Annotated in this window: 25 protein-coding genes; 19 read left to right on the top strand and 6 right to left on the bottom strand. The window is 37.2% G+C overall.

Translation table 11 applies throughout. The features are described from left to right. Positions 1 to 8 precede the first annotated feature (8 nt). A complete protein-coding gene (locus RT41_RS05870; protein ID WP_245811620.1) occupies positions 9 to 521 on the bottom strand; it encodes a CPBP family intramembrane glutamic endopeptidase in 513 nt (170 codons plus the stop codon). A gap of 384 nt (positions 522 to 905) precedes the next feature. On the opposite strand from RT41_RS05870, the gene RT41_RS05865 reads away from it, so the two are divergent. From RT41_RS05865 to dinB, 8 genes are all read left to right on the top strand, one after another. Next, positions 906 to 1,679 (top strand): CppA N-terminal domain-containing protein, encoded by a 774-nt coding sequence (locus RT41_RS05865; protein WP_180752690.1) that lies wholly within the window; start codon positions 906 to 908, stop codon positions 1,677 to 1,679. Positions 1,680 to 1,738: 59 nt separating this feature from the next. Further along, the gene (locus tag RT41_RS05860) at positions 1,739 to 2,686 is read left to right on the top strand and encodes a serine hydrolase domain-containing protein (protein WP_096818136.1); all 948 of its coding nucleotides are present in this window, start codon (positions 1,739 to 1,741) and stop codon (positions 2,684 to 2,686) included. A gap of 193 nt (positions 2,687 to 2,879) precedes the next feature. Then, positions 2,880 to 5,993 (top strand): DEAD/DEAH box helicase, encoded by a 3,114-nt coding sequence (locus RT41_RS05855; RefSeq protein WP_096818133.1) that lies wholly within the window; start codon positions 2,880 to 2,882, stop codon positions 5,991 to 5,993. 132 nt (positions 5,994 to 6,125) lie between these two features. Continuing rightward, the gene (locus RT41_RS05850; protein ID WP_096818130.1) at positions 6,126 to 6,722 is read left to right on the top strand and encodes a hypothetical protein; all 597 of its coding nucleotides are present in this window, start codon (positions 6,126 to 6,128) and stop codon (positions 6,720 to 6,722) included. A 118-nt stretch (positions 6,723 to 6,840) separates the two neighbouring features. Beyond that, the gene (murC, locus tag RT41_RS05845; protein WP_096818128.1) at positions 6,841 to 8,172 is read left to right on the top strand and encodes a UDP-N-acetylmuramate--L-alanine ligase; all 1,332 of its coding nucleotides are present in this window, start codon (positions 6,841 to 6,843) and stop codon (positions 8,170 to 8,172) included. Positions 8,173 to 8,415: 243 nt separating this feature from the next. Further along, on the top strand, positions 8,416 to 9,186 hold the full coding sequence (locus RT41_RS05840; protein ID WP_054639491.1) for a helix-turn-helix domain-containing protein: 771 nt from the start codon (positions 8,416 to 8,418) through the stop codon (positions 9,184 to 9,186). Between the two features lie 38 nt (positions 9,187 to 9,224). After that, complete coding sequence (locus tag RT41_RS05835; RefSeq protein WP_054639490.1) at positions 9,225 to 9,419, top strand: hypothetical protein; 195 nt, start codon at positions 9,225 to 9,227, stop codon at positions 9,417 to 9,419. A gap of 11 nt (positions 9,420 to 9,430) precedes the next feature. Next, a complete protein-coding gene (gene dinB, locus RT41_RS05830; RefSeq protein ID WP_096818126.1) occupies positions 9,431 to 10,525 on the top strand; it encodes a DNA polymerase IV in 1,095 nt (364 codons plus the stop codon). On the opposite strand, the gene RT41_RS05825 is transcribed toward dinB, so the two are convergent. Then, the gene (locus RT41_RS05825) at positions 10,482 to 11,141 is read right to left on the bottom strand and encodes a prepilin peptidase (RefSeq protein WP_096818123.1); all 660 of its coding nucleotides are present in this window, start codon (positions 11,139 to 11,141) and stop codon (positions 10,482 to 10,484) included. The genes dinB and RT41_RS05825 overlap by 44 nt on opposite strands. A gap of 117 nt (positions 11,142 to 11,258) precedes the next feature. On the opposite strand from RT41_RS05825, the gene RT41_RS05820 reads away from it, so the two are divergent. Continuing rightward, the gene (locus tag RT41_RS05820) at positions 11,259 to 11,708 is read left to right on the top strand and encodes a Dps family protein (protein ID WP_054639488.1); all 450 of its coding nucleotides are present in this window, start codon (positions 11,259 to 11,261) and stop codon (positions 11,706 to 11,708) included. A 36-nt stretch (positions 11,709 to 11,744) separates the two neighbouring features. Here the strand turns inward: RT41_RS05820 and RT41_RS05815 are convergent, their stop codons facing one another. The 4 genes from RT41_RS05815 to RT41_RS05800 form a co-directional block, all read right to left on the bottom strand. Next, complete coding sequence (locus RT41_RS05815) at positions 11,745 to 12,128, bottom strand: rhodanese-like domain-containing protein (RefSeq protein WP_096818121.1); 384 nt, start codon at positions 12,126 to 12,128, stop codon at positions 11,745 to 11,747. 6 nt (positions 12,129 to 12,134) lie between these two features. Next, positions 12,135 to 13,106 carry an ROK family glucokinase gene (locus RT41_RS05810; RefSeq protein ID WP_096818119.1) on the bottom strand — a complete coding sequence of 324 codons (972 nt, stop codon included), beginning with the start codon at positions 13,104 to 13,106 and terminating at the stop codon, positions 12,135 to 12,137. Continuing rightward, positions 13,099 to 13,323 (bottom strand): YqgQ family protein, encoded by a 225-nt coding sequence (locus tag RT41_RS05805; protein WP_054639487.1) that lies wholly within the window; start codon positions 13,321 to 13,323, stop codon positions 13,099 to 13,101. The genes RT41_RS05810 and RT41_RS05805 overlap by 8 nt, the downstream gene beginning before the upstream one ends. Before the next feature lie 99 nt (positions 13,324 to 13,422). Further along, positions 13,423 to 14,577 (bottom strand): MFS transporter, encoded by a 1,155-nt coding sequence (locus RT41_RS05800; protein WP_096818117.1) that lies wholly within the window; start codon positions 14,575 to 14,577, stop codon positions 13,423 to 13,425. A gap of 236 nt (positions 14,578 to 14,813) precedes the next feature. Between RT41_RS05800 and typA the strand changes: the two genes are divergently transcribed. From typA to RT41_RS05750, 10 genes are all read left to right on the top strand, one after another. Beyond that, positions 14,814 to 16,673 carry a translational GTPase TypA gene (typA, locus tag RT41_RS05795; protein WP_180752692.1) on the top strand — a complete coding sequence of 620 codons (1,860 nt, stop codon included), beginning with the start codon at positions 14,814 to 14,816 and terminating at the stop codon, positions 16,671 to 16,673. A 67-nt stretch (positions 16,674 to 16,740) separates the two neighbouring features. Further along, on the top strand, positions 16,741 to 17,010 hold the full coding sequence (locus RT41_RS05790) for a DUF3165 domain-containing protein (RefSeq protein WP_096818113.1): 270 nt from the start codon (positions 16,741 to 16,743) through the stop codon (positions 17,008 to 17,010). Between the two features lie 61 nt (positions 17,011 to 17,071). Continuing rightward, positions 17,072 to 18,043, top strand: a complete 972-nt coding sequence (locus RT41_RS05785) for a class I SAM-dependent methyltransferase (protein ID WP_096818111.1) — start codon at positions 17,072 to 17,074, stop codon at positions 18,041 to 18,043. Positions 18,044 to 18,157: 114 nt separating this feature from the next. Continuing rightward, positions 18,158 to 19,345, top strand: a complete 1,188-nt coding sequence (locus RT41_RS05780) for an acetate kinase (protein ID WP_054639484.1) — start codon at positions 18,158 to 18,160, stop codon at positions 19,343 to 19,345. Positions 19,346 to 19,461: 116 nt separating this feature from the next. After that, positions 19,462 to 20,664 carry an acetate kinase gene (locus tag RT41_RS05775; RefSeq protein WP_096818109.1) on the top strand — a complete coding sequence of 401 codons (1,203 nt, stop codon included), beginning with the start codon at positions 19,462 to 19,464 and terminating at the stop codon, positions 20,662 to 20,664. Between the two features lie 76 nt (positions 20,665 to 20,740). Next, a complete protein-coding gene (locus RT41_RS05770; RefSeq protein WP_054639483.1) occupies positions 20,741 to 21,262 on the top strand; it encodes a hypothetical protein in 522 nt (173 codons plus the stop codon). A gap of 1 nt (position 21,263) precedes the next feature. Then, on the top strand, positions 21,264 to 21,482 hold the full coding sequence (locus RT41_RS05765) for a hypothetical protein (RefSeq protein ID WP_054639482.1): 219 nt from the start codon (positions 21,264 to 21,266) through the stop codon (positions 21,480 to 21,482). A gap of 179 nt (positions 21,483 to 21,661) precedes the next feature. Then, positions 21,662 to 22,378, top strand: a complete 717-nt coding sequence (gene pyrH, locus RT41_RS05760) for a UMP kinase (protein WP_096818107.1) — start codon at positions 21,662 to 21,664, stop codon at positions 22,376 to 22,378. A 62-nt stretch (positions 22,379 to 22,440) separates the two neighbouring features. Then, positions 22,441 to 22,998 (top strand): ribosome recycling factor, encoded by a 558-nt coding sequence (gene frr / locus RT41_RS05755; protein ID WP_096818106.1) that lies wholly within the window; start codon positions 22,441 to 22,443, stop codon positions 22,996 to 22,998. A gap of 105 nt (positions 22,999 to 23,103) precedes the next feature. After that, positions 23,104 to 23,961 carry a CvfB family protein gene (locus RT41_RS05750; RefSeq protein ID WP_096818104.1) on the top strand — a complete coding sequence of 286 codons (858 nt, stop codon included), beginning with the start codon at positions 23,104 to 23,106 and terminating at the stop codon, positions 23,959 to 23,961. The last annotated feature ends 49 nt before the right edge of the window (positions 23,962 to 24,010 follow it).

Raw genomic sequence — 24,010 nt, 5'->3', positions numbered from 1 at the left:
GTGTTTTTTTATACCAATAGTGCTGCAACAATCCCAATGGCATTCCATAACATATGGATTGACATGTTCAGGTAAAAATTGCGATATTTTGCATAAATTGTAGTCAGTGTGAAGCTCATGGAGCCATAAACAAGCCAACTGTAAACATTGGTTGGACCATGCATATAAGCGAAAAGAAGACATGCTACAATAAAGGCGATTTTCGGTTGCTTTTTGAAAACGAGTTCGAAAATAGCTACACGATAAGTTAGTTCTTCAAAAAAGCCAGCGAAAATGGTTTGGATTGCAAATATACCAATTGGGATTACTTTTCTTAATTCGTTTAAGGCATCTTGATTGACTGTTCCAGTAGAATGTAACATTTTTCCAATCATACTACTGAAAAGAGAAAAAGCAAATAGGGTTAAAAGCCCAATTAAAATTTTTCCGAGTGGGAAATTTCTCCGTTTTGGTGCTTGAATGAGCTGCTTTTTTCGAGCTAAAAGATAAGAAAAGACCAATGAGATGGAAAATAATGCCATAAAGACAAGAATATCTAGTAAATTAAATTTTTTGTGAAAGTTTAAAATTAATGAGGTTGTCACCATCGGAAGAAGAGATAAACCAAAAAATAAAAGCCAACTTGCTCTACCGTAAAGAAAAAGAAGTGCAATGATATATAAAACCGCCACCGTTAACAAAAAAACTGAAAATGTGTGAGGAGAGAAAAGATAGGCAAAAAGGAGGACAAATGGTAGGCAAATGAGCCAGCGCCATTTTTTTAACTGTTCTAAGTGGGTATTATTCATGCAGTTATTGTACCACAGCATTTTAACTAAGGCAAAATTACAGCGAAATCTTTGAATTATTAAGGAAAATTTGCGAAAATAGGGGGAGAATATATGTATTTGCATTTGGAGGCCAAAATGAGTGAGATCTTAGACCATATAAAAAATTTTTTACCTGTCTACCGTGTATTAAATCGAGAAGAAAATTTAAACTTTTTCCGAGATGTTCTCGGTTTAAAAGTCCATCTCGAAGAGGGCGCGATGGTTTGGCTTGGTGGAAATCAATCAAAAGAAAATTGTTTTTTACTGGAGGAATCTCCGGAAGTCCGAACAGTTCGTGGGAATAAAAAGCATTCAAAGACTATTTTGACCGCAGATGAAGGTGAAATTGAGCAACTTTTGGCCCGTCATTCTGGACAAGTTGAAAACATCTTCACTGATGGTGAAAGATATGGCTTTGAAGCCATCTCACCTGAACATGATCACTTTTTACTCTTACCTAAAGAAATGCATCTTATGCTCCCGATTTCATCTGATGACATAAAATTTGAAATTGATGCTGATTTCAAAGGATTGAGTGGTGTTAAAATTAAATCTTTGGACTTGAATGTTTCTGAAACAGGTCTAATCGATTTTATTTCTGACTTATTAAATGTCGAATCATCTCAACATGCTGTAAATTTACCATTCGTTCGACTTAATGAAAAAATGGTGGAAGGTTCTGATTTACAAGCTACCGCTGATGAAACCCTTGATTTGGAATTTTTAGTTTTTATTGTTGATCAAAGTGCCGATTTGATTGGCTTTTCAAATGAAATTGATGCCTATAATGGTATTTATCTTGATAAGGCGGGTAAGACACTCTCACTTGATGCACCAAATAATATGGAAATTTGGTTTGTCAAAAATTAAAAAGTGATTCTGTCAATTCTGACAGAATTTTTTAATAGTCAACTTAGGAATATAATAAGATGTGGAAAAAAGAAAAAGTAATTGAACTGATTAATGCTTATATTGAGCAAGACATTTTCCCGGGAACAAATTTCGCTGTTTTAGAAGATCAAAAAATGAGTGAATATGTTTTGGGGAATGCAACGTTGATCCCTGAAAAAACACCGCTCGCATCTGGTAAAATGTGGGATTTAGCTTCCGTAACCAAAGTTGTTGGAACAGGTACAGTGCTAATCAATTTAGTTTTCGCAGGAAAAATTGATCTTGACGAAAAATTGAAGACTTATTTGCCAGAATTTTCTAATGAAACCCTTACTATTCGTCATTTATTAACTCATACCAGTGGAATTGATCCTTATATCAAAGATCGAAATGAGCTTGGCCCTGAGGCTCTAAAAAAGGCAATTTTAAACATTCAAGTCACTGATGATAAGACATTTAAGTATACCGATATTAATTTTATTTTATTGGGATTTATGTTGGAAGAATTCTTTGGATTAGAACTTGATGAGATTTTTCAAAGCGAAGTTTTCGATCCTTGGGAAATGAAAAAAACAACTTTTGGACCTGTAGAAAATGCCGTAGCAACTTCCCCAAATATACCTGTTGGGACTGTGCACGACCCGAAAGCAAGAGTTCTTGGGACACATTGTGGCTCTGCTGGTTTGTTTTCTGATTTGACATCGCTTGAAAAGTTTGTACAAGCTTATTTTTCAGATGATTCCTATCTTCAATTAGTTAGGGATTATTCAAACGGGAGCAAAAAACGAAGTCTAGCTTGGGATATTTTAGAAAAAAATGAGAATTGGATATTGCATACTGGTTATACGGGTACTTTTATTCTTATGAATTTGAAAGAAAAGAAAGCAGTCATATTTTTATCTAATCGAGTTCACATAAAGGATGAACGTGCTCAGTGGATAAAGGATAGAGATCGTTTGATTGAAGCATTTATTGCTGGCTTTTAAAAAATACAAAAAAACTGATTCAGCAGAATTGGTTTTTTAATTTGTAACCAATTGAAAAAAATATGAAAATATGGTATAATTTACGCAAAAAATTGGAATGATTCACTAATACAATCGAGACAATCGAAATATTTTGCTTTCATAGCAAATTGAAGCCGAATAAAGCTTTGTGAAGTGATGCATCGGAGGGTACATGAGTAGAATGATGCCAGCACGCGTGCGTTCAGAGGGGATTTCTCTTTACGCCGCAGGGCTTTTGTCGGATCCAGTAGAAGCTGACTTTAAACTCAGCGCGGAGATTGAAGGAGAACAAGTTATCTATGACTTGGATGGTGCACAGGACTTTTGTTCATGTAGCATCTTTCAGCAAAATCACCGCTATTGCAAGCACATTGCAGCTGTTGAAGAATATTTAAAAAATAACGAAAATAATTCAGAATTACAATCAAAAGATGAAGAACTAGAGCAAGAAGACACCATTTACAGTGAAAATCTGGTTTTTCTAGATGCTATTAATTCAACATCACAATCGAATTTTGGCTCAGATCAATATTCTTTAGAAATTATCGTCAGTGATGATGAAAAATTGCGAGATGTTTTTTCGCTCTATAATTTTCTATATTTCGATTTGCGATTAAGAAGTGAGCGTCTGGGAAAATCCTATGTGATTAAAGATTTACCTTATTTTTTGCGTGCTTTACGCAATTTTAGTCAATATCCAATGGGTGGAAATTGGATCGAACTTTATTTTGACAACTTTGACGAAGCAAGTCAAGATTTTCTTAGCTTTTTGATGAAAATTGATGCACGTTCTGATGAAAATATAGCCCGTTCCTTATTTATCAAAAATGGACGTTATTTGAATCTGCCTTTTTTATTTCTTGAGGAAGGGATGGATTTGGCTTCAAATTTGGAAGATTTTACACTTAAAATTTCTGAACGAGAACTAAAATTTTTCTCATTTGTGGCATTAAATGAAGAAGATGATTTGTTTGATTTTGTTGTCCGCTCAAAAGAGAATTTTATTGAACTGAGTCTTGTGAGTGTAGATTATCACAGCTTTTATGATGGCGCCTTACTATATTTCGACCATGCTTTTTATAAAATTAATCAAGAGCAACGTCGCTTAATCAGCGTTCTGGACAAGCAATTTCGTGTTGATTCAGCAATTCGTTTTGGATTTTCTGACAAAGATATTTTGGCACAGGCTCTGCAACAATTGTCAACCATTGGAAAAATTGATGCGCCAAAATATTTCCGAGTTCGCAAATTTAATCCTTTTTTCACTTTTGATCAAAAAGAAGGTAAGCGACTCGAATTGAACATGAAATTCGACTACGGTGATTTTGAAATCGAATCTTTTCATGACTTAGAAACTTTAGAATTTTCAAGAGACCTCCGTAAAGAGCAACGGATTTTTGGCTTAATGGAGCGTTTTGGGTTTGCGAGAGCCTTTACTAGCGGTATTGATATTCCGTCAGCACTGACCGAAAAATTTTTCGTGCGAATCTTACCTGCCTTCCAAAAAATGGGACATGTGGAACTTTCGCCAGCCCTGATGAATTTGAACATGGATGAAATTCCTGACATTTCGATTGACCAAAATGGTGGCTTATTAGATATTTCTTTTGATTTACCACACGTTGGTGAAAATGAATTTGCGGATGTTATTGCCAAATTACAAGAAAATGCGGACTATTTTGTCAGCAAAGAAGGGCGATTTTACCGTTTTGACAAGAAATTTGATGATTTGAAATCCGCCCTTAAAGAATTGGATGATAATTTTACAATATCAGGGAATTCACTTAAGGTTAATGCGAATCGAACTTTCCAAGTCTCAAAAATATTTGAAAATATTAGCGGGACATCATTTTCAGAAAAATTCAGTTCATTCTTTCATGATTTGACACACCCAGAAGATTTTGAATATGAAAAGCCTGAACATATCAAAGCTTCCTTGCGTTCCTATCAAGAAACTGGGGTATGTTGGATGAAGATGTTGACACATTATTCACTGGGCGGAATTCTTGCTGATGACATGGGTCTTGGTAAGACAGTTCAAGCCATCACTTATCTCTTGTCTTCACTTTCAGAAGGCCAGACTGCTTTGATTACAGCACCGGCAAGTTTAACTTACAACTGGGCGAGCGAATTTGAAAAATTCACGGACACTATTGATTTTGTTGTCGTTGATGGCATTAAACCTGAGCGCGATGAGATTATTAGTGGAAAACATCAAGTTTACATTACCAGTTATGGCTCATTCTTAAAAGATTTTGATAATTATCAAGAGAAAAAGCTGACTTACCTCCTCCTTGATGAAGCACAATATGTAAAAAATTACAGCAGTAAGACCAATAAAGTAATGAGCGCATTAAATGTCGAGCATACTTTTGCCATATCAGGGACTCCGCTTGAAAACCGACTTGAAGAAATTTGGGCCATATTCCAAGTGGTTATGCCAGGATTTTTACCTGTACGCGAAAAGTTCAATAAAATGGAACCAGCAGCTATTGCCCGAATGATTCAACCATTTGTCATGCGTCGTAAAAAAGAAGATGTGCTTAAAGAATTACCTGATAAAATGGAAACCACACTTTACAATAATCTTGCTGAAGATCAAAAAGTCATTTATGTGGCTCAGCTTGAATTGATGCAAAATAAAGTAAAAGCAATGGATAGTCAGGCACTTTCTAAATCTCGAATTGAGATTCTTGCTGGTATTACTCGCCTTCGCCAGATTTGTAATACCCCTGCATTATTTATGGCGGACTACAAAGGGAACTCTGGCAAACTGGAACGACTTCGTGAACTCTTAGTGCAAATTAAAGATTCCGGACATCGCCCATTAATATTCTCTCAATTTACCAAAGTTTTCCCATTTATTGAACAAATTATGGGAGAAGTCGGTCTTTCCAGTTATCGTTTAACCGGTTCTACACCTGTAAAAGATCGACTTTCTATGGTTCAAGCTTTTAATGCAGGCAGTCGTGATGCTTTCTTGGTTTCACTGAAAGCAGGTGGGGTTGGATTGAATTTGACCTCTGCAGACGTTGTTATATTGGTAGACCTCTGGTGGAACCCTGCGGTTGAAGAACAAGCTGTTGCGCGTGCTCACCGTATGGGACAAAAAAACACCGTTGAAGTCATCAGAATGATTACACAAGGGACTATCGAAGAAAAAATTATGGAAATTCAAGAACGTAAAAAAGACCTGATTGCCAATGTTCTTGAAGGTGATGTTGTTGATAAAGCACTAAGCGAAGAAGAAATTAGGGAAATTTTAGGACTTGGGCTTTCCAAATAAATAAAAATAAGCTATAATATTTAGTGAAACCACTTTTCACGTGGCTTATTCGGAATGCATCTGTAAAATACATTTTTAGATCACTCGAACAAGAATAGAACGATTGCTTGGAGCAATGGACAAGAGGTCAGTATGACAGAAAGAAGAAGAGTTACATTTCCAGTTATTGGCGACGATGAAGCTTTACAAAAAGATACACGTGTCATCTTCACGAACCAACAACTCATTACAAGAAATCCTAGCCTCCAAGAAGAAGGTTCGTTTAATAGTGCTCCACAAAAAGCGGAAAAGAAGCAATCTGAGCAATTTAAACCCTATTCCCCAAAGGTAAGCTATTCAACGCAGCATCGTCCCCTCAATGGGAAACATGAAGGGGTAAGCTCATTTGACAAAATGCCGAAGAAAACAAGTGTTGATGAATCGAAAGAACGTGCCATTCGTGCAGCAGCGACTTTGCCAAAACCTGTGAAAAAATACGTGTCGCCTCTTGAACGAGATAAAGATGACGTGTCAATGCGTCGTTCGTCCTCCGTAAATTTGACGAAACGTCCTATTATTAACGATAACCCCATTCAAGATATGAAAAAACGTGGGATGAATGTCTCCGACGCTATGGGAAAAACGGGAATGAAACAAGCTATACCGCGCAATCAGGCTGCAAATTCAGTTCAGCCCAAAAGTTATTTTGAAAATAAACGTAAGAATATTTTTGATCGCGGGATTGTTTAATAAATTAATAAAATAAAAAGTAAACTCTGTCAGGACTGACAGAGTGAATTTTTGAATTGTAACTTTGTAAATAAGAGAGGAAACTCTGTCAGTAATTTTATACTGACAACGAATTATCATGGAAAAAACTTATCATTTTATCGGAATTAAAGGCTCGGGAATGAGCGCACTTGCTTTGATGTTGCATCAAATGGGTAAAAAAGTCCAAGGGTCAGATTCTACAGACTATTTCTTTACCCAACGCGGGCTGGAATTAGCAGGTGTTCCCCTCTTGCCTTTTGACGAAAAAAATATTAAACCAGGAGATATTCTTATTGTCGGAAATTCATTTAACGATGATAACAATGTTGAAGTTGCTTTTGCGGATAAAAATGGTTTTCCTTACAAGCGCTACCACGAATTTCTTGGAGAATTCATGGAAGAATTCACAAGTATTGGTGTTTCTGGGGCACATGGCAAAACGTCAACCACAGGAATGCTTGCTCATGTCATGAGTAATGTGGTTGATACGTCTTACCTTATTGGCGATGGGACAGGTCGCGGAAATAAAGATAGTAAATATTTTGTGTTTGAATCAGATGAGTATCAACGTCATTTCATGCCTTACCATCCTGAATATACAATCATGACCAACATTGACTTTGATCATCCTGATTTTTTCCAGGGCATTGAAGATGTAACGGCTGCCTTCCAAGACTATGCACAAAACATCAAAAAAGGTATATTTGCCTATGGGGATGACGAAAATCTACGTCGCTTAACTGCACCAGTTCCGATTCATTATTATGGGTTTAGACCAGAAGATGACTATCAAGCGTTAAACCTGGTTCGTACTACGAGAGGTTCATCATTTGATGCATATTTCCATAATCAATTACTTGGACATTTTGTTGTTCCAACCTTTGGGAAGCATAATGTACTTAATGCCTTGGCCGTCGTAGGGGTTTGTCACCAACTTGGTCTTGATATGCAAGGGGTTGCTGATCACATGCTCACGTTTAGTGGTGTTAAACGTCGATTCACAGAGAAAAAAGTCGGAGAAACAGTCATTATTGATGATTTCGCTCACCATCCAACAGAAATTGAAGCTACACTTGACGCCGCACGTCAAAAATATCCAGACCGTGAAGTTGTTGCGGTATTCCAACCACACACCTTTACTCGTACGATAGCCTTTGCGGACGATTTCGCACGCGTTCTTGACCACGCAGATACAGTCTATTTAGCACAAATTTATGGTTCGGCTCGTGAAGTGGATCACCATGAAATCACTGCCCAAGATTTAGCTGATAAAGTACGCAAACCCGCACGTGTAATTAGTATGGATAATGTTTCTCCACTCCTTGATCATGAACACGCTGTTTACGTATTTATGGGTGCTGGAAATATACAAAAATATGAACTTGCCTTTGAAAAGCTGTTAAGCCAATTGACTGGAAATGTCCAATAAAAAAGATCCCATTGGGATTTTTTTTATTTCATTAAATAGAAAAAGCCGAATACCATGAAAGATATCCGACTCAAGGGGTTATGAAGAAATTATTTAGGGAGTAAGGACAGTATAGCTTAAAAGGCTTAAGATCAGCTTAAAGACGATATTGAATGAAAAACAGTATCAATTAATGTGACTAAATGAATTGCAAAAGCATAAAAAATATAATATAATATAGAAAAAGACGATAAGAGGTAAGCGATGAATTTCGGAGAAAACATTAAGCGGCTTCGCACTTCTGCGAATCTCACCCAATCAGAACTTGCGAAACAGCTAGGAATCAAACAAAGCAGCTACGTTTCATGGGAACAAAAAAAGAGTAATCCAACACTTGAATTGCTCGAAAAACTTTCAGCAATCTATCAAATTCCAGTTAGAAAAATTATCGAAAAAGATGATATAAAAACTGATGAATCAAAACTTCTTGATCAATTCAGACTCCTGACTAAAAATCAGCAAGAGGAATTAGTTGATTTTGCAAACTTTTTGAGCCAAAAACCAAAGCCAATACTTACTGTTGCACCTAATGTGATTGAATTAAAAACATTCAAACGTCAATACCTGAACTATGCAGTTGTTGAAGATGAACAACTTTCAGCAGGTTATGGTCAGACGGTTACAAACACGGGTGAAAAGTATAAAGCATACACAGACGAACGCCTATCACGTTATGACGGAGCAGCGAGAATAAAAGGAGAATCAATGGAACCCGATTTTCCTAATTATTCAATCGCAACTTTCCTAAAAACTGGATTTGATCAAGATGGAGGAATTTATGCCATCTCAGAAGGAGACTTAGGAGAAGAACAGCTTTATATTAAACAGATTTTTCAAGAAGGGGATCATTTCAGAATTCATTCTCTAAATCCAAACTATAAAGATTTTTACCTAGGTGAAGAAGATAATTTCCGTATTATTGGTCCAGTGGTGGATAATTTTACTGAAATTGAAGGAGATCAAATTGAAGATTAAATCATTTTAATCTTTGATTTTTCAATTGGAGATTTGTAATGATAGAAAACTATAAAGAATTACTACCAATGATTGCTATGGGGATCATTTTTGGTGGACTTTATGAATTATTAATATTAATTGACCGCAAAGTGGCAAATAACAATCAAGAAAAGAAACTTGCGGATAATAAAATTTACCTGTTAGACCGGGGAACAATAAAAACGAACAAAGCAAGTAAAACAATTGCCTAAGTAGGTAAATTATGCTGAACTTTCCTTTAATTAATGATACGAGTCGAAAAATCTTACATATTGATATGGATGCATTTTTCGCATCAGTCGAAGTACGAGACAATCCAGATTTAAAAGGCAAGCCAGTTATTATTGCTAGGAATCCTCGTCAAACTGGCGGTCGAGGTGTGGTTTCAACTTGTTCTTATGAAGCACGGGCCTTCGGAATTCATTCGGCCATGAGTGCTCAAGAGGCACTTGAAAAATGTCCACAAGCAATATTTATAGCTGGAGACTATGAGAAATATCGGGCTGTTTCACGTCAGGTTCGAGAAATTTTTTATCGCTATACAAATCTAGTTGAGGCGGCTTCAATTGATGAGGCTTATCTGGATGTAACAGAAAATAAAATTGATTCAAAATCCGCCATCAAGATTGCAAAACTAATTCAACATGATATTTTTGTTGAATTGAAACTGACTTGCTCTGCTGGTGTTTCTTACAATAAATTTCTGGCTAAAGTTGCATCTGATTACGAAAAGCCACATGGATTGACTGTAATTATGCCTGAGCAGGCGAAATCTTTTTTGGCGAAATTTCCCATTGAAAAGTTTCATGGTGTAGGCAAAGCAACTGTCCCCAAACTTCATGAACTTGGGATTGAAACAGGTGCTGATATTCAAGAGGCTGATCCATTGTTATTAGCGGATCGTTTCGGTGTATATGGCTGGGAGCTTTATTTGAAAGCCCATGGTATTCATAATGTACCTGTCAAAACGGATAGGATTAGAAAATCTGTTGGAAAAGAACGCACCTATGGAAAGCTACTTTATTTTCCAGATGATATAAAAGGGGAATTGGAGAATTTGTCAGAAAAGGTTGCAGAAATTTTGAAGTCACATGAATTAGTTGGTCACGTCGTTACGATAAAACTAAGATATGCGGACTTCACGACATTTACAAAGCGAAGGACCTTTCAACAGAATCTATCAAGCAAAGAAGAAGTTTTTATTTCTGCTCAGTTATTATTTGATGAATTCGAATATGATGAGCGTATTGGGATACGTTTGCTCGGGGTTACCGTTAGTGAATTTGGTGCGCTACAAGCAGAGTTAGATATCCAATAGTCAAAAATGGGATAAATGCAATTTCCCTTTTTTTGTATAAGAGGATCCAAATGATTCCTAGCAAAGAGGCAACCTGAATAAGGACAATGGTTTCTCTGAAAGATAGAAGGAATGAAATGAGTGTAAGCCATAAAAAATCACCACTCCCGATTTTCATAGGGTACCATTCTGCTAAAAGAGCCAAAATTAGCCAAAATATCATTTGTAAGTTTATTTTCCAAAAATAGAGTAAAAAAATGCTTGCGAAAAAAATCCAGAGCATTAATGGAAATTCGTGGTCTTCAGCATCTAATTTAGCAAGTATGAGAGAAAAAATTAGCATAATGATTTGTCCCGAGTTGATTAGGTTGAACAAACTAGCCAATGCAAGTGTACCGAAATAAAGCTCAAATATAAAGTTTGACAAGGGAAGTTTCACTCGGCAGTAGTGACAATGATTGAGACGAAAAATTTGAGAAAGAAGTGGGATGAGGTCCCATATTTTAAGGAGATGTCCACAATTGTCACAATGCGAACGGCCAAAAATGAATGATTCATTACGAGGAAGTCGATCAAGAACCAGTTTTAAAAATGAACCGATAACGGTACCTAGAAAAAAGATAATAATAGTCAACATACCTATTCATACGTTATTTTATTGAGTTTGTCACAAAAATTATTAAATGACTTGGAAAAAAATAACAATTTGTTATAATTAATAGAGAGAATAGATTTTAATTAAAAGGAGAAAAAGATGTCAATTGTAAACACAAATACGATTTTAAATCAGACAGTAGCGGATTTAGCGAAAGCTTCTGCATTAGTTCACCAGATCCATTGGTATCTTCGAGGTCCTGGTTTCTTACAACTTCATCCAGCGATGGACAAATTCATGGAAGAACTGAATGAACTTCAGGATGAATTTGCTGAACGTTTAATTACAATAGGTGGCTCTCCCTTGTCCACTCTGAAAGAATTTGATGAAACTTCTAAAATTAAACTTGAGATTGCAAGTTGGGACAATTCAATTGTTGAACGCTTAAACGAACTTCTTGAGGCATACAAATATTTGGCTGACCTGTTTAAAGAAGGGATAATTATATCAGAAGAGGATAATGATCCTGTAACAGCAGATTTGTACACGTCTGCCTTAGGAGCAGTTCAAAAAACAATCTGGATGATAAGTGCAGAAATTGGCATATAAAAAAAGTGGCTTTGGCCACTTTTTTTATATCGTCAATCAGTTTCCTTCTTTGACTTTACCTTTCCAATTTGAAATTCCATTTTTTAGAATATAAATTTCAGGTACACCTGCTTTTTTAAGTTGTTTTGCAACTTTTGCGGCTGCTACAGGACGTGCATTTTCATAAATCAAAACGGGTTTATGAGTGCTTATTGCATTCAGACTTGATTCAATTTGGGCTGCGGCGATATTACGTGCTCCTAAAATATGTTTGACACGGTATTGATTTGCTTCTCGAATATCAATGACTTGTGAAGTGGACATGAGTCGATTAAACTCTTCGTTGTCTACTACTTTTGCATTTCGACGTAAATTCCAACGTGGATACACGAGCATAGCGATAATTGCAAGAATTAAAACAATATTAATAATCCAAGTCATTTGATTCTATTCTCCTTTAAATTTCAAAGCGAGGCTAGCTGCCCCGATAATACCAGCATCGTTCCCGAGGACGGCCAATTTGATTTTAGTTGTTTCCCGAACTGTTGAGAAAGCATATTTTTTGAAGTATGTTTCAACTTTTTCGCGTAAAAATTCTCCAGCTGCAGATACACCACCACCGATAACGATTGAATCAGGGTTTAATGTAGAGCCGATATTAGCACATGCAAAACCGAGGTAGTAAGCAAATTTATCAACCACGAGGAGTGCAAATTTGTCACCAGCTTCAGCAGCTACAAATATATCTTTTGAAGTAACAACATCTCCATTATCAATTGAAGCTTTGATGTTAGAATTACCTTCATATTCTTCAGCGAATTTATTGGCTAAACGAACGATTCCTGTTGCAGAAGTCAATGTTTCCAAACAACCATGGTTGCCACAAGTACATGCGAAACCGTCATTAGGTTCAACACAAATGTGCCCAATTTCGCCAGCTGCGCCAGCAACCCCATGAATGAGTTGTCCAGCAGAAACAATTCCGCCCCCAACACCTGTTCCGAGCGTAATAAAGACAACATCTGGATTATTTTCGCCAGCACCTACCCAACGTTCACCAAGGGCTGCAACATTGGCGTCGTTATCCAAAATGAAAGGTAATCCAACTCCGTCAGCAATGACAGGGCCAACAACTTGAGTATCTTCCCAATTGAGATTAAAAGCAGCTTTAACCGTTCCTGCTTCAATATTTACGGTACCAGGAGTTCCCATTCCAATTCCAATAAAATCAGATTTATCAAGTTTATAGAGGTCAAGACGATGGTTGATAGATTCAACGATATCTGGAACAATATGTTTACCAGCCTCTAAAATATTTGTTGGGATTGCCCATTTATCTTGGACAATGCCTTCCAATGTTAAAATACCAAATTTAATTGAAGTTCCACCAAGGTCAATTCCGATGATTTTGCTAGCCATTAGAGTTTTCTCCTAATTTTTCATTTTCAAAACGCTCCTCACGTTGCAAGATGAGTCTTACAGTCAAATAGTCACGGTCATTTTTTTCAACTATTCCCGATTTCACCATAAATGCAAGTTCCTTTTGCATAAAATAAATTGCATCTAGCCGTCTCGGTGCCAAATTGATATAGCCAAATTTTTTGAACCATTCTTGTACATCATAGAGAGTTTTCATTATTATATTTTACCTTAATTGAAAGCGGTTTTCAAGTGAAGGAGGTAATCACCTCACTTTTATAATAAAATTTTAATTATCTTTAACAAAAGAGAAAGGCTATTTAACAGTCTTTTTTCTATAAATAAATGCGAGTAACAGGGATAAAAGGAGGATAAACGCAAGGATTATCGTGGGGTAGAGTGAAAATCCCCAGACCTCAAACATCCAACCTAGAGGGATTGGAAGAAGGAACATTCCGATGGTTGCAAAAGCGATATTAAATGAAATTATACGCTGTGCGATTGAAGCATCGTAAAGATCATATGCCTTTTTCATTCCCATAGGATAGAGTGGGGCTAATCCGATTCCCAACAGGATACCAGAAAGATACTGAATGGCTACAAGTGGAATAAAACCCAAGCCCCCTCCAATGAGTAAGATGACACAATGGACATAAATAATCGTACGACTCGACATAAAACGTGCAGTAAAGCCAGTTAAAAAACGTCCAATGGTAAGCCCCGCCCAATAAAATGAGGTAATTGCGGCTCCGGTGGCCATTGACCAGTGAAAGTGTTCGACGGCAAAACTAGAATAAAAGCGACCGATGATAAGTTCGATGGCGTAGAAAAAATAAAATAAGGGAAGGATGAAATACTTGAAGTTTAATTTTTGTTCTTTGATAGAATGCTCTTTAGTATGGCTTTCGGCTTTTTCTTTGAAACGATTTCTTGTCGCAAAACATAACATTAAAATGAGGATCTGTGAAAGGGTAATTATCCAAACACCGAGTTGCCACTTATTATTTCCTTGCATAGAAAAAGTCATGATAAATGAGCTAGCCATTACACCAATCCCATAAAAGCCATGCAGAAAATTCATTAAACTATTCGAGAAATATTTTGCAGAAAAATCATTAATTGCAATATCTACAGAGCCTTGTCCAAAACCAAGTAGGACACAAGAAATAAACATGGGCCAAAAAGTTTTTCCAGCACCTAATGCGATTAAGCCAACAACGGTTAATATGGTGCTAAAAATAATAAATTTGTCCAATGTCCAATGGCGGGCTAATTTTGGATAAACGAGGGTGGAACTAAAAGAGAATCCAAGTTGAATGGCACCGAGAATTCCAATCATGTCTACTGGATAAGAGTAAGTTTGACGAATTGCTGGCCAGGCGCTTCCCATGATTGAATCTGGAAGCCCTAGGCTAATATAAATAATAAAAACAATGAAAATGAGAAAAGTGGAGATTCTTCTTGTTGACATTATGACCGCCCTTATTTGTTAGTATACTTTATTATATCAGAACATCGTAATTCCTAAGAATTAATATTATGAAAATATCAGAAAAATTTAGTCCTATGATATATCTAATACTATTAGATTAAAGACGTGAAAAAGTGACCAAAAGTAGTGTAAAACTTGTAAACACATACATTATCACCTTTGGAAAAAGTGTGTTATAATAAATTTGATATATTGAAAGAATAGGTATGATAAAATTGACTAAATTACGCGAAGATATAAGAAACGTCGCTATTATTGCCCACGTCGACCATGGTAAAACGACGTTGGTTGACGAACTCTTGAAACAATCTCACACATTGAACGCCCGCACACAACTTCAAGAACGTGCGATGGATTCAAATGCGCTCGAGCAAGAACGTGGGATTACTATCCTTGCTAAAAATACTGCCGTTGAATATGATGGTCACCGGATCAACATTTTGGACACACCAGGTCACGCGGACTTTGGTGGCGAAGTTGAACGTATCATGAAAATGGTTGATGGTGTTGTTTTGGTCGTTGACGCTTATGAAGGTACAATGCCCCAAACACGTTTTGTTTTGAAAAAAGCATTGGCTCAACACCTTACACCAATCGTCGTTGTTAATAAAATTGATAAACCATCAGCTCGTCCACAAGAAGTCGTCGACGAAGTTTTAGATTTGTTCATCGAACTCGGTGCAGACGAAGATCAATTGGAATTCCCAGTGGTCTACGCATCTGCCTTGAACGGGACTTCATCAATGTCGGATGATCCAGCTGATCAAGAACACACAATGAATAATGTGTTTGATACAATTTTGGAGCACATTCCAGCACCCGTTGATAATTCTGATGAACCATTGCAATTCCAAGTTTCACTTTTGGACTACAATGAATTTGTAGGTCGTATTGGTATTGGACGTGTTTTCCGTGGAACAATTAAAGTTGGAGACCAAGTAACATTGTCTAAACTTGATGGCTCAACTAAGAACTTCCGTGTTACAAAAATGTTCGGTTTCTTTGGCCTTGAACGTCAAGAAATCCAAGAAGCAAAAGCTGGTGATTTGATTGCCATGTCTGGTATGGAAGATATTTTCGTTGGAGAAACAGTGACACCAATTGACCATGTTGAACCATTGCCATTGCTCCATATTGACGAACCAACATTGAAAATGACTTTCCTTGTGAACAACTCACCATTCGCTGGTCGCGAAGGCAAATGGGTTACGTCACGTAAAATTGAAGAACGTTTAAATCAAGAACTGCAAACTGACGTTTCACTTCGTGTTGTCAACACAGAATCTCCAGATAAATGGGAAGTTTCTGGTCGTGGTGAACTTCACCTTTCAATTTTGATTGAAACAATGCGTCGTGAAGGATATGAACTTCAAGTGTCACGTCCACAAGTTATCATTAAAGAGATTGATGGCGTTCAATGTGAACCATTCGAACGTGTCCAAATTGATACACCTGAAGAATATCAAGGGTCAATTATCCAAGCCTTGTCAGAACGTAAAGGTGAAATGCTTGATATGATTAATGAAGGAAATAATCAAGTTCGCTTGGTATTCCTTGTTCCAGCTCGTGGATTACTTGGATTTACGACTGAATTCATGTCAATGACCCGTGGATATGGGATTATGAACCACACATTTGATCAATACAAACCTTACATTCGTGGCGTAAATATTGGTGGACGTAACCGTGGAGCCCTTGTTTCAGCTGATACTGGTACTGCAACTCACTATGCTATTATGTATGTTGAAGAACGTGGTACAATCTTTATTGAACCAGGAACAGAAGTATACGAAGGTATGATCGTTGGGCAAAACTCACGTGAAAATGATATTACTGTTAATATTACACGGATGAAACAACAAACAAACGTTCGTTCATCTAACAAAGACTCTACTGTTGTTATCAAAGCGGCCAAAATCATGACGCTTGAAGAATCACTTGAATTCTTGAACGATGATGAATATATGGAAGTTACGCCTGAATCAATTCGTGTTCGTAAACAAGAATTGAACAAAGGAATGCGTGAAAAAGCTGCTAAGAAACGTAAACAAGCAGAAATGGAACTTGAAGGCTAATTCAATAACTTTTGTCAGTTCTGACAGAAATCATTGAAGTTGGAATTACCTGAAATCGGAGGACATTTTGTTATATATTATTCTTTTGATTTTGTTGGCATTGATCTATTTCTTTGTCATGCCAAAAGATATTCGGCGGAGTCTAGACATTTTCGTTATCGCTGCGCTTACGGTTTTGATTGTTGCATTGGCAATTTCTCAAGCCGTAATGAATCAATCACTTATCTTAGAAATAATTTTAGTTTTGGCGATTTTAGGGATTACAATTAAGGCTTGGACCGAGTTAGAAAAAATCGGTCCAAAGATTCGTCGCAGAAATGTAAAACGGAAAAAATAAGCTGTCAGAACTGACAGCTTTTTTCCGCCCTCCCCAGAAAAAAATAAAGGAGAAAATAATTATGGACATGGAAAAAATTGAACAAGCCTTCATGTTGATCAATGAAAATATTGAGCACATTGAAAAAACGCTTGATACAGATTTTTATGATGCTTTTGTTGAACAAAATGCGGCATTCCTAGGTTCAGTTAATTTAGTGAATACGAAATCCCCAACATCAGCAGAGGATCTTTTGGCAGCTTTGACAAAAAATAATGATCGTTTGCGCGCACTAAATTTGAACAAAAAAGAGTGGCAAAAACTTTTCCAATTTGTTTTGCTCAAAGGTTCTCAAGTTGCACCAATGCAACCAAATCATTCATTTACACCAGATTCAATTGCTACACTATTTCAATTTATGATTGAAAGCTTACATTCTGATCATAAACTTCGCATTTTAGAAATGGGTTCAGGCACTGGAAACCTTGGCGAATATCTCCTCGTTAACTTGAATCGGGAAATTGACTATGTCGGTTTTGAGGTTGACGACTTGTTGCTAGATTTATCGGCATCAATCTCAGAAGTGATAGGTACCGAAGCGACATTTATGCAAGTTGATGCTGTTCAGAGCCAATTGATGGAAGCTGTTGATGTTGTCATTGCTGACCTGCCGATAGGCTTTTATCCTGACATTCAAACAGCTCAAACATTCCAGGTTGGGCTTAAAGAAGGACACACTTTTGCACACCATTTAATGATTGAAGAAGCAATGAAATACTTGAAAGAGAGTGGCTTTGCTATTTTCCTTGCCCCTTCTGATTTATTGACAAGCTCGCAAGCCCCTCAATTAAAAGAGTGGCTGACACATCACGCCCATTTGGCGGCTGTTGTTACTTTGCCAGAAGGATTGTTCAAACATGATTCAAAAGCCATTTACTTGATTAAAAAGACAGCAACAGATAATAATCCAACATTTGTTTATCCAATCGATCAATTCACAGATCGGGAACGCATCCAAGATTTTATGAATGCCTTTCAAAAAAATGTAAAATAAAAAAGCCCCTCTAATAGAGGCTTTTTTCTTATCTTCTTTCAAATTTAAAACCGCTATCATTGTGAATTTGTGATATAATAGAAGAGAATAATTGTAAAAAAGAAGGAAATAGAAATGTCTAAAACACTCGCTGTCAATGCAGGATCGTCCTCATTGAAATGGCAACTCTATGAAATGCCAGAAGAAAAAGTAATTGCAAAAGGACTTATTGAACGGATTGGATTGAATGATTCAATTACGACTGTGAAATATGCAGGTGAAAAAGAAGAACGTGTCCTTGATATTCCAAATCATACTGAAGCTGTACGGATCTTGCTTGACGATTTGAAACGTTTTAACATTGTTAAAGAATTCACTGAAATCACGGGAATTGGACACCGTGTCGTTGCAGGTGGTGAACTGTTCAAGAAATCAACGCTTTTGAGTCCAAAAGTTATTCAACAAATTGAAGATTTGTCACCAATGGCTCCATTGCATAACCCTGCACACGTTGCTTGTATGCGTGCCTTTGACAAGGTATTGCCAGATGCGACAGGAGTTGCGGTCTTTGATACGGCTTTTCATGCAACGATGCCTGAAAAAGCCTTTCGTTACCCCGTTCCAAATAAATACTATGATGAATTCCAAGTCCGTAAATATGGGGCTCATGGAACTTCACACCAATATGTTTCGCAAGAAGCAGCAAAATTGTTAAACAAACCACTTGAAGAAACAAAAATTATCACTTGCCACATTGGTAATGGAGCATCAATTACAGCAGTTGATGGTGGTAAATCAGTTGATACATCAATGGGCTTTACTCCACTTGGTGGAATTATGATGGGGACTCGCTCAGGTGATCTTGACCCATCTGTTTTTCCATATTTAATGGCTCATGATCCATCTTTGAAAACTTCACAAGATGTTGTGGATATGCTCAATAAAGAATCTGGTTTGGCAGGGATTTCTGAAATCTCGTCTGATATGCGTGATATACGTGATGGACGTAAAGCAGGCAATCCGAAAGCTGTCTTGGCTTTTGAAATGTATTGCGATCGTATTCAAAAATACATTGGTCAATACCTTGCTGTTTTAAATGGTGCAGATGCTATTGTTTTCACGGCTGGGATTGGTGAAAATGCGGAATATATGCGTGAAGCCGTTCTTGATGGGTTGACTTGGTTTGGCATTGAATTGGATCATGAAAAGAATGCCAATCATGTCGAGGGTGAAATTTCTACGCCTGAATCACGCGTTAAAGTCTTTGTCATTCCAACAGATGAAGAATTAATGATTGCACGTGATGTTGAAGCATTGAAATAAAATAAAAATGAACCTTATGGTTCTTTTTTTATTACTCAAAGATATATATTTCGTTCTTTATTTTACAAAAATATGTTATACTTAACAAATAAAACGCATACATTAAGGAGCTTAATATGGAAAAAACACTCTCGGTCAATGCAGGTTCATCATCATTGAAATGGCAACTCTATGAGATGCCAGAAGAAAAAGTTATCGCAAAAGGGATATTTGAACGGATTGGTTTGCCTGATTCGGTCGCTACTGCAAAGATTGATGGGCAAGCTCATGTACGTAAACAAAAAATTGTTGATCACCTGCAAGCTGTTTTGCTCTTGATGGATACGTTGATTCACTTTAATTTAGTCGACGATTTTCGTGAAATTACTGGTGTTGGACATCGTGTGGTTGCAGGTGGTGAATTTTTCAAAAAATCTGCGCTTGTCACTCCAGAGGTACTGAAACAAATTAAATCAATTTCACACTTGGCCCCACTTCACAACCCAGCTAATGCTGCTGGAATTGAAGCCTTCTTAAAACTATTACCTGATGCTGTTTCTGTAGCTGTTTTCGATACGGCCTTTCATACGACAATGCCTGAGAAGGCGTTCCGTTATCCAATTCCAAATCAATACTATGAAAAATATGCTGTTCGGAAATATGGAGCTCATGGTACGTCTCATATGTACGTTTCACAAGAAGCGGCCAAAATTTTGGGCAAGCCAGTCGAGGAACTTAAACTAATTACGGCACATATCGGGAATGGGGCTTCAATTTCAGCGATTGACGGAGGGAAGTCTGTTGATACTTCTATGGGCTTCACTCCACTTGGCGGCGTCATGATGGGAACACGATCTGGTGAAATGGATGCATCCGTAATTCCTTACTTAATTGCTAATGATCCTGAATTAAATGATGCTCAAGATGTTATTGATATGTTCAACAATCGCTCAGGAATTAAAGGAGTTTCCGAAGTAACAAGTGATATGCGCGATTTACAAGATGCGCGTCTCTCAGGAAATAAGAATGCAATCTTAGCATACGAGATGTTTGTTGACCGACTAAAAAAATATATTTCACAATATTTTGGTGTTCTGAATGGTGCTGATGCACTGATTTTTACAGCTGGGATCGGTGAAAATGATGAGGATGTTCGACGCGATGTCGTTCAAGGTTTGTCTTGGTTTGGGATGGAAATTATTCCTGAGTTAAATGTGCGCGGCGCAGTTGGCGATATTTCTACACCAGAGTCAACGGTCAAAGTACTTGTCGTTCCTACGGATGAAGAATTGGTTATCGCTCGTGATGTTGAAAAATTTAAAAAAGAACTAAAAAAATAAGTCAAGTTTGAGACTTTTGATAAAAATAAATTAAATGGTGCTATAATAAATTTATCAAAGAAAAGAAGGTATTTTTATGAAAGCAAGTCTTAGGGGGGAGCTTGTGGAAATTTGGCACAAGTCATCGGAAGAACCAGAACCTGAACAGTGGGTACAAGATGTACTTGACTCGGGAATGACAATGGCGAAGCACGACGTGATTGTTAAGCATGCAAATGGAAACATTGAAATCTTTGACAATATTAAAGCCTTGAAAGAATTAAACCTTTTGTCAGCACCTCAAGTCCGTGTCATGATGATGAAAAAAGTTCGGGATGCTGAACTTTTAAAGGTAAAGAATGGTTTCGAAACAATTGATGCTTGGCAAATTAATCCAGAAGAAGAACCGATTGGTTGGCTGAAAACAGTGTTTGACAAAGAACAGCTCTACTGGGATGAACTACCCGAGACGCATACGTTAATTTTGAAGTCGCCTGGATTTTATCTAGGAGCTATCATTGGTCCAATTGGTTATTATCTTGTGAATTCAGGAAATCATTTTCGGATGCTTTCAGAGCGCGATTTCCATAAGCAATATCAGGTGGTTGAGGAGGCTTAGGATGCAAAATAATTTTGTAACGATGCTGATGCTAATCCTTGGCGGATTAGTTTTCATTGGTGGCGGTCTTTATTTCATTCTTCAGAAGCCGACTCTTGAAAAAAAATTTGTGAATCGCAGAACGCCATTGCCATTGTATGGACCGATAGGGAAGATATTAGGGATATTTTTGCTTATCATAGGTCTAATTTTATTCATGAGTACCTTAGGGGCAATTTAAAAAGAAAGGCTAATTCAGCCTTTTTTTCAAACGAAAATTATGGTAAAATAGTACTAATTAATAAAATGGTGTATTGTGTAAAGTATTACGGTACATTTGCTTTTGAGTGGCAACATTTTTGAAAGATAAAAAGTGCTGCCCAAGGGAATTATGCGTTCCCATAACTTCATGGAGGAATCATGGCTGAAATTAAATATAAACGTGTACTACTTAAACTTTCTGGCGAAGCACTTTCTGGTGAGAAAGGTTTTGGTTTTGATCCCGAAACTGCTAAATCTGTAGCAAAAGAAATTAAAGAAGTTCATGACTTAGGAGCTGAAATTGCGATTGTTTGCGGAGGCGGAAATATTTGGCGTGGTGTTACTGGTGAAAAAGCCGGGATGGAACGTGCTCAAGCAGACTATATGGGGATGCTAGCGACAATCCAAAATGGACTTTTTGTGCAATCAGCGCTCGAAAATCTGGGTGTTGATACGCGCGTTATGACAGCTATTTCAATGCCTGCCGTTGCTGAACCTTATATTCGTCGTCGAGCTGAACGTCACCTTGAAAAAGGACGCGTTGTTATTTTTGCAGGTGGGACTGGTTCGCCTTATTTTTCAACAGACACGACGTCAGCCTTACGTGCGGCTGAAATTAATGCAGATGTTATATTAATGGCTAAAAATGGTGTGGATGGTGTTTATAATGCTGATCCTAAACTTGATGAAAATGCAGTCAAATTTACAAGCTTGTCACACATGGATGTAATTACTAAAGGTCTTCATGTTATGGATACGACAGCATCAACGATGTCAATGGATAATCACATTCCACTTGTTGTCTTCAACATGAACGAAATGGGAAACATCAAACGTGTCGTTCTTGGCGAAAACATCGGGACAACAGTCGAATAATCAATTAAAATAAATTATTTTAAATTAAATAAAGGAGTCTGTCATCACTGACAGAAATTAAAATGGCTAACGAAATTATTGATAATGCAAAAGAAAAAATGAAACAATCCCTCGCAAGCTTGCAACGTGATTTGGCACATATCCGTGCAGGTCGCGCCAACGCTAGTTTGCTTGACCGTATACAAGTTGTTTACTACGGTGCTCCAACACCTTTGAATCAACTAGCATCAGTTACAGTGCCTGAGGCACGTGTCTTAATGGTGACTCCATTTGATAAGACCATATTGAAAGACATCGAAAAAGCCTTGTATGAATCAGATCTTGGAATTACACCAGCTAACGATGGCTCAGTTATTCGCTTGGTAATTCCAATGTTGACTGAAGAACGTCGTAAAGAATTGGTCAAAGACATGGGCAAATTCATTGAGGCTAGCAAAGTTGCTATTCGTAATGTTCGCCGCGACGCAATGGACTCCGTTAAGAAGCAAGAAAAAGCTAAAGAAATTACAGAAGACGAACGTAAAGCTTTTGAAAAAGACATTCAAAAGATCACTGATGATGCAACTAAAGAAGCGGATCGACTTGCATCTGTTAAAGAAAAAGAACTTTTAGATATTTAATCAATCAAGACTTTGGCTGATTTGTCAAATCTTAGGCAAAAAAGCGGCTCTGTGGGCCGTTTTTCAGAATAATTATTGCTTTCAAAAGAGAGCAAAGAGGAATTAATGGAAAATTATATAGCAACAACAATCTCCGCGCTCATTGTTGAAGAGGGAGAACAATTTTACTTTTTACAAAAGGGAGACACAATCTTCCGTTTGGCAAAGGAAGAAGGGGAACATCAAGTTGGTGACGTTGTAACAGGCTTTACATATGTGGACAAAGCAGAACATGTTCGTTTTACTACTGTTGAACAGAAAGCAACTCAAGAAACGTTCGGTTGGGGCATCGTTACAGACGTTCGAAAAGACTTAGGTGTTTTTCTGGATACTGGTTTGCCAGGAAAAGATATCGTCGTTTCGCTTGATGATTTACCACTTGACAAAGAAACTTGGCCAAAAAAAGGTGACCAACTGTATGTCAAATTGGTTGTCGACAAAAAAGGACGTATCTGGGGACATTTAGCTTGGCATGAGGATTTTTGGCAACTTGCCAATGTTGCTTATGACAATATGAATAATCAAAATTTGCGGGCAATTGTCTACCGGAATAAGGAATCTGGGACATTTGTTTATTTGCCAGATAACAACATGCTTGGTTTTATTCATCCCAATGAACGCTTTTCTGTTCCACGTATTGGGCAAGAAATGCAGGTTCGCGTAATTGGTTTCAGACGTGAAGATCGATCACTTAATTTGTCCGCTAAACCACGTTCATATGAAATGCTTGATGCCGATAGTCAAATGGTACTTGCTTATCTTGAATCAATGGGCGGAAAAATGAGTTTAAATGACAAATCAAGCCCAGATGAAATTAAAGCAACCTTTGGAATTTCTAAAGGGCAATTCAAAAAAGCCCTAGGAGGCTTGATGAAGCAAGGGAAAATTAAGCAAAATCCCGAAGGTACTGTGTTAGTAAATTAAAATAAGATAAAAGGATTTGCGAATTGTCACAAGTCCTTTTATTGATTTT

Source organism: Lactococcus fujiensis JCM 16395 (assembly GCF_002441655.1).
In the GTDB taxonomy this organism is placed as follows: domain Bacteria; phylum Bacillota; class Bacilli; order Lactobacillales; family Streptococcaceae; genus Lactococcus; species Lactococcus fujiensis.
This window is presented reverse-complemented; position numbering and strand designations above follow the sequence as displayed.